The following is a 6798-nucleotide window of genomic DNA, read 5'->3' on the forward strand; positions in this document are numbered from 1 at the left end:
ATTCTGAACCGATTGTCCTTTTTAGTTTTATTTCTTTTTTAGTTGGAATTGTACTAAATTTTATAGCAGTTGCTAAACGGGAAAAAGGAACATTGAAATTCATATCACTTATTTCTTTCTTCGTTGTGATGTTTTTAATTACTTGGTTTGAACCATTTCAGGTACTTCGAATTATTACTTGGCTAAAAAATGTTTCTTAACAGCGAAAAAGTCGAAAGTATAAAAACGGGAAACCCAAATATAAGGGTTTCCCTCTAATTTACTCGATTATCAACATTAAAATTTAACAGAGTAAAAAAATAAGAGATCATCCACTACACATAGCGAATGATCTTTTTAACTACAGTATTTCGATATACMCTTCTGTTCCATGTACCCGAATTCGYTGYCCGTCTTTTATTMGTTTCGTAGCATYCTCTACTCCGACAACTGCTGGYAATCCATATTCACGCGCAATCACTGCCCCATGTGTCATGAGTCCACCAACTTCGGTAACTAACCCTTTTATAGACACAAACAATGGTGTCCAGCCAGGATCAGTAAATGCCGTAACTAATATATCTCCATCTTCTAAATTCGCTTCTTCCATGTTTAAAATAACACGTGCTCTCCCCTCTATAACTCCTGAAGAAACAGGCAAACCTACAATCGCTTCGGCCGGGAGGTGTTCTCGTTTGTACTTACCTGTAATGATTTCTCCATCAGACGTGATAACACGYGGAGGCGTTAGTTTTTCATATAATTTGTACTCATTTTTCCGTTTATGAATAACCTCATAATCYAGTTTATTCGTAMGGACAACTTCGTGAAGTTCTTCAAAAGTCAGATAGTATATATCTTCTATTTCATGAATAACGTTATTTTGCAAGAGTTGCTCAGCTTCTTTCAGCAATGCCTGCTTATAAACGAAGTAGCGATTAATCATGCCGTATTTTGGATATTCACGATAACCGATGAAATTCCGGATTAGGCTGATCATTCGTTTTGTCTCTTTTACTTTTTGTTTCCCATCCGGTAAATGCTTCAATCGATCTAATAACTCTTGTTCTTTTTTCAAAGCTTCCTGTAGCCCTTGTTCAAATTTCCGATTACCCGCATTAGGCTCGAAGTCTTTAATATTATTTAGAATCATCGGGATAATTGTATTTGGTTTTTCAATCCAACGAGTTTTCGTAATATCGATTTCTCCGCTRCATCTCATTCCGTATTTATTYAGAAAAGCATAGATTGCATCTCGWGCTTTATCCCCRCCTTYAAACTTAACTAGTTCATCTAAAAAACTGTTATCTTCTATATGCTGTAAATACGCAATGACTTCTGGATACGGCCGAATCATATCTGCAACATCCAATAATGCTAGCCCCATTTCCGACGTAATATTGTTTTGTACAGAGTGTGAAAGTGTGTCTGCTACATTTTTTTCACCTAGCCATTGCTCCATCTTTTCATTAATCCATGATGAAGCGTCCATACCTGCCATAATGACGGCTATACTTTGTGGGTTGAATAATACTGTTCTTAATTGCTGGATGTCTTCCAAAATAAAATCAAATACATCCACCCCTGATTTTGTTTGCATATTTCGTTTTAACTCTTCAAGTGATGCTTGACTAGTCTTTATTAAATCCGTAACGATTGCCGGATCGTTTTCGATTTGTGGTTGCGAGCTTGCAGGTGGCACACTTTTACCAACACTCTTTTCTTTTTCATCATCCGGTAACAATTTAATAAAATCATCTCGCTCGACTAYAGTCGTTAATGCATCTCTTATGAGCGGATCCGATTTTCCTAAAGTGTTTATTAAGAAATCTCTGCTAGCAGGTGAAGCTAATCTTTGTGTAGCATCCACAAATAGCCTTCCTCCCGCTTTACGCATAGGAGCATTAGTCGTTAACAGGAAAAAAGATAACCCTAGTGGTTTCATTACATCGGTCATCATTTGTTGATGGCCAACCGATATATACACATGATTATCCCCATCATTTTCTTTAGGAATTGGATATAAAGTCGTAATTGGGCGACTTTGGACAATATAAAATGTATCATCCACTAAACACCATTCAATATCTTGCGGACAGCCAAAATAAGCTTCGATCTGCCTTCCTATCTGTGCTAGTTGTAAGATTTGTTGTTCAGTAAGTGTTTGAGTATTTTGCTGATTAGGAGCAATTTGCTTTGTCTCTGTTCCGCCTTCTTTTCGTCCATAGATAGCTAATTTTTTAGTTGCGATCATCTTTCCGGCGATTTCGCCTTCTTTTACTTTATAATTATCAGCACATACTAAGCCAGAGACCAGTGCTTCTCCAAGTCCGAAACTGGCATCGATTGATATCACTTTTCGGTTACAAGTAATTGGATCAGCGGTAAATAAAATGCCGGAAGCCTGCGGGGAAACCATCCTTTGAACGACAACACATATAGAAACTTGACTATGTTCAAAACCATTTTGCATTCGGTAAATGACTGCTCGATCTGTAAATAAGGAGGCCCAGCACTTTCTTACATGCTGCAAAATGTCTTCTTTTCCGATGATATTTAAATACGTATCTTGTTGACCTGCAAACGAGGCATATGGTAAATCTTCAGCAGTAGCACTCGAACGCACTGCATAMGCATSTTCATTTCCAAAACGWGAGAGATAATGAGCTACYGMTTCCACTACATCARMWGGAATTTCYACTGCCATRATGGYTTCTCTAATCTTCYTRCTAATTTCACCAATTTGAKCTCGGTCCTCAAWTTTTARYWTTGCTARTKGATTCAACAAAGYTTGAAACRCTTCATTYTGTTCGATGGCCTTTTCATAYCCTACCGTTGTAACRCAAAAYCCTTCTGGCACTTGTATMCCTTGAATGTTTGATAACTCCCCTAAATTCAATCCTTTTCCACCAACGAGCGAAAGCTGCGTTTTTTCTATTTCCTGAAAATCGAGAACGAAAGAACTCATTTGGCACCTCTCCTTACTATTCATGTGTTATTGATTGTAGCAAGAGAAAAGGAGAATAAACAGTCTATTTCGAACKTKATTTACRTGRTATAATTAAGTTAGGAAGAGATCATTATTTTTCTTTTTCCCCCTCTAATTCACTTCAATCACATCAACAAACTTAAACATTCTCTTATTGCGAAAAGCATCAGTACATATAATCGTCTCATTTAATGGATTTATATCGACTACTATTGTGTAATTTTCATATAGATAGCCACCTCTGTAATATGTAAGTAAAACCTCTTCCTCACCTAAAAATGAACATAACAGCCTATTTTCAATCATTTCTTTTGCATCTTGCGTTAAGATTGGACGTGGGACTTTCGTTTGTTCACTTATAATTTCTTTAATAACTGCAAACTGCTCTGGCATACTGGCAAACGGTTGCCACTTTACCATTCCTCTTCCTTTTGGCATATTAGCATTCTTCACGATTTATGTCCTCCTAATAATGTGTTTCTGTATCTTGCTGTTGCGACGCTTGTGTAGGAAATCCCACGTAAAATACTGTTCTTACCAAATCGTGTTCGAATTTCGTCCATGACCTTCGTTAATCGCATTTCTTTTTCTCTTTGTATAATGTTATCGAAAAGTGAAATTTGCTCTTCTCCTTCATTTATTAAATTTGTTAACGAAATACTTATCGACCGAATCGGCTCCCCTGTATGGCGCTCATATAAAAAATATGTACAAACATTATAAATATCCATCGTTAAATTTGTTGCTCTGTTTAACGTATGTGCCTTTTTTATTCCCCCTCCATATTCCTTGCTATATCCAACTGAAAAATGGATCGTTTGCGCGTATTTCTTTTCTCTTCTCAACCTGTAACAAACTTCTTCTATATGCTCTAATAAAATAACTATGAACTCTTCAATTGAGTAATCGCGTAATAATATTTGGCTCTTTGCTATAGATGTTGTCGCTGGAACATATTTCTCTGCTATTCTGCTAAAATCAATCCCATTACTATGTAAATGTAATTCTTCCCCTATTACACCAAACGATTGCTTTAAATATTTCAAAGGGTACTGAGCTAATTCTCCAATTGTATGTATACCTTTTCGATTCAATTTCATTTCAGTTTTATACGATATACCCCAAAATTTACTGAGCGGTCTAATACTCCATAACTTCTCGGGTATATCGTCATATGTCCAATAGGCTATTCCATCTTTATTCTTTTTCGCTTCAACATCCATCGCTACTTTACTCAATAATAAATTGGGTCCTATACCAATCGTACTTTCAATCCGCGTACGTTCATATATTTCTCGCTTGAACTTTAATGCGAACTCGCGCGGATTACTCGCAAACAAATGAATACTTGCGGTCATATCCATAGAAAACTCATCGATACTATATTGATGAAAATCTTCCGGTGCAACATATTGTAAAGCTAAACCTGTTATGTAAGTTGAACATTTCATATACGTATGCATAATTGGATTCACAATAATAATATCTGGCCGCTTCGGTATTTCGTACAACCGTGCCATTTTCTTAATTCCCAACGCTTTTAATGGCGGTGTTGCTGCTAGTACGATTGATCCACTACGGTTTATATCTCCTACAACAGCCAATTTTGTATAACGTGGATCAAGTCCTTTTTTAATACATGATACGCTCGCATAAAAGCTACGAAGATCTACACAAAGAATAATGCGATTTGGTAAAAGAGAATAATCATRCAAGGTTATCACTCCTATCAAAAGAACATTCGTTCCCGTTATATACGAACTTATGTTTTTTAAAAAGTTATTTTCATGAAAATTTTGGTTAAAATAACCGTACTTTWMAAATYTWTTTAAGAAAAACTTAAGGAATTCCCCTCTATATTCATAAGAAGTTTTTTCTATACTGAAAATGTAAATACATAAAAGGAGAAACAATTATGAAGAAATTTGTACTTTGCATAATAGGAATAAGCCTCCCTATATACTTACTACCTTTCATATTACGYGGGGATTTGGACARATTTAATCCGATTGCTGAAGAAAAAAATGTATACGCCATTGCGAAGGGATATGGCGTTCCAGATTATCATCATAAAGGCAGAGCTATGTACTCCCTAAAAGGTGTTGATGAATCAAGAAATGAGAAAGAATATACAGTAGGAGCTAGCACCCCTAATGATTTTATAAGAAAAACTTACTTGAAAATTCATGTGAAAGGTAAGTATGTCTATTCCTACGACATTATTTCTGAAAAGGACATTCCGGAGAAAATAAGGGGACAATTGGAGATAGCAAATAAATAAAAGAGCCAATGCGTACGAGTTGGCTCTTTATTATCTCTCCCACCTACCGTTAGGCTATCTTCCTACACATGCTTGAGGTGGGAGAATCCTTTCGGTAAATTTATTACATTCGCTATCATTGTTTTAATAACCATTGTTCAATTACTTTCACTGTTTCATCTCGTTGTGCTTTTGACGTAATTAAGCTCGCATTATCACCTTTTTGCTCACCATACATGCCAAAATKAGCATGRTTKCCSCCTTTTATCATGTGCATAGTTGTATTTTTTGACATTAACTTTTTATTGTTCTCTATTTTTTCTACAGTTGCTAAAGCATCTACTTCCCCATAAATTGATAACATCGGAATTGATTTGGTAGAAAAATCATCTGCAGGATACGAACCTAAGAAAATGATCCCGTCTACCTTGTCTTCATGTTGAAAAGCATACTTAGAAATCATAGCTCCCCCCATTGAATGCCCCGCAACATACCATTTCTGAACTTCAGGATACTTTTCCATTACACTGTCTACCGCATTGATTCCAAGTATCGCTAAGTTTAATGGTAACTTAGGCATCACTACAAAATGCCTATCTTTTGCAAGAGCTTCCCCTAAGTAACTATAAGCCTCAGCTTCTACTTTAGCTCCTTGATAAAAAATAATCCCTATTTTAGCATCTTTCTCTCCAAATACTATATTATCTTCCTCTTTTTTATCATCTACTAACGACAAAGCCTCTTTCGTTGGTTTATAAGTAAACTGAGACCAAACAAAAAAAGTAATACTTCCCATAAGTAAAATACCTAATAAAGAGTACAGAACAATTTTCATCCACTTCTTCACATATATGCCCTCCCTAAGATGTGTATATCCTATACTTTAATTATTATTAATATGATTGTCGAATAATCCTAACTAATAAGTTTAGAAAAAATAATACGAGCCCTGAAATGCCGTTTTAACATAAATTCAATATATTATTTTAAAACGTAAGCTTCATAAGCTAAATAAAATTTTATAAAGAAAAAGCCGATTTCCTTATCGTATAGGAAATCGGCTTTTGGCTTAGTTATTGATTTAGTAATAAAAATGCACGATATGAAAATATTTTTATTTAATCCCTTGTTTTTCAAATCTATATTACTTCAAACTTTCATCGAACGTTTTTTCAATTTTATCAGCATCTTTTGATATTGCTAAAAGGATATAATTATCTTTTGTTTTTAAGACACGTTTTTCTATTAAGAAATATTCTTCTGGAAGATAGTCTTTAAAACTTTTTGATTTTTTTTCAATCCTATTTGAAATTTTCTCTTTAATGCTTTCTACATTTTTCATATCTTTTACTTTCATTACAGCAATTTCATCAGCTTTAATATTTGTAGGAGCGGTATATAGCACAAAACTTTCAACTTCATCAGCATTTATGTTATATAGCTTTTGAAGTTTTTTACTATCTCCTTCTTTCATTTCTTCTAGGTTAGTAACATGTTTAATTTTCTCCCCTATTTCTGTAGCTGAAAGGCTATTGACACTTTCTTTTTTTCCAAAACAACCACTTAAAGC

7 protein-coding genes are annotated in these 6798 nt (G+C 34.9%); 2 read left to right on the forward strand and 5 right to left on the reverse strand.

The window, feature by feature from the left end; translation table 11 throughout:
- A partial coding sequence (locus AC1DJR_RS13510; protein WP_477002804.1) for a hypothetical protein occupies positions 1-200 on the forward strand: 200 nt, incomplete at its 5' end.
- A gap of 140 nt (positions 201-340) precedes the next feature.
- On the opposite strand, the gene ppsA is transcribed toward AC1DJR_RS13510, so the two are convergent.
- From ppsA to AC1DJR_RS13525, 3 genes are all read right to left on the reverse strand, one after another.
- Complete coding sequence (gene ppsA, locus AC1DJR_RS13515) at positions 341-2947, reverse strand: phosphoenolpyruvate synthase (RefSeq protein ID WP_477002805.1); 2607 nt, start codon at positions 2945-2947, stop codon at positions 341-343.
- A gap of 132 nt (positions 2948-3079) precedes the next feature.
- Entirely contained in the window at positions 3080-3421 is a 342-nt protein-coding gene (locus AC1DJR_RS13520) for a YolD-like family protein (RefSeq protein WP_429688478.1), read from the reverse strand.
- Positions 3418-4683 carry a Y-family DNA polymerase gene (locus AC1DJR_RS13525; RefSeq protein WP_477002806.1) on the reverse strand — a complete coding sequence of 422 codons (1266 nt, stop codon included), beginning with the start codon at positions 4681-4683 and terminating at the stop codon, positions 3418-3420. Before AC1DJR_RS13525 ends, AC1DJR_RS13520 begins: the two co-directional genes overlap by 4 nt.
- A gap of 200 nt (positions 4684-4883) precedes the next feature.
- Here AC1DJR_RS13525 and AC1DJR_RS13530 point away from each other — a divergent pair, with 200 nt between their 5' ends.
- Entirely contained in the window at positions 4884-5249 is a 366-nt protein-coding gene (locus tag AC1DJR_RS13530) for a YxeA family protein (RefSeq protein WP_477002807.1), read from the forward strand.
- Positions 5250-5364: 115 nt separating this feature from the next.
- Here the strand turns inward: AC1DJR_RS13530 and AC1DJR_RS13535 are convergent, their stop codons facing one another.
- Together AC1DJR_RS13535 and AC1DJR_RS13540 are read right to left on the reverse strand one after the other, a co-directional pair.
- The gene (locus tag AC1DJR_RS13535) at positions 5365-6075 is read right to left on the reverse strand and encodes an alpha/beta hydrolase (RefSeq protein WP_477002808.1); all 711 of its coding nucleotides are present in this window, start codon (positions 6073-6075) and stop codon (positions 5365-5367) included.
- A 297-nt stretch (positions 6076-6372) separates the two neighbouring features.
- A partial coding sequence (locus AC1DJR_RS13540; RefSeq protein ID WP_477002809.1) for a DUF4358 domain-containing protein occupies positions 6373-6798 on the reverse strand: 426 nt, incomplete at its 5' end.

It is taken from the genome of Bacillus sp. 05T31 (assembly GCF_056396725.1).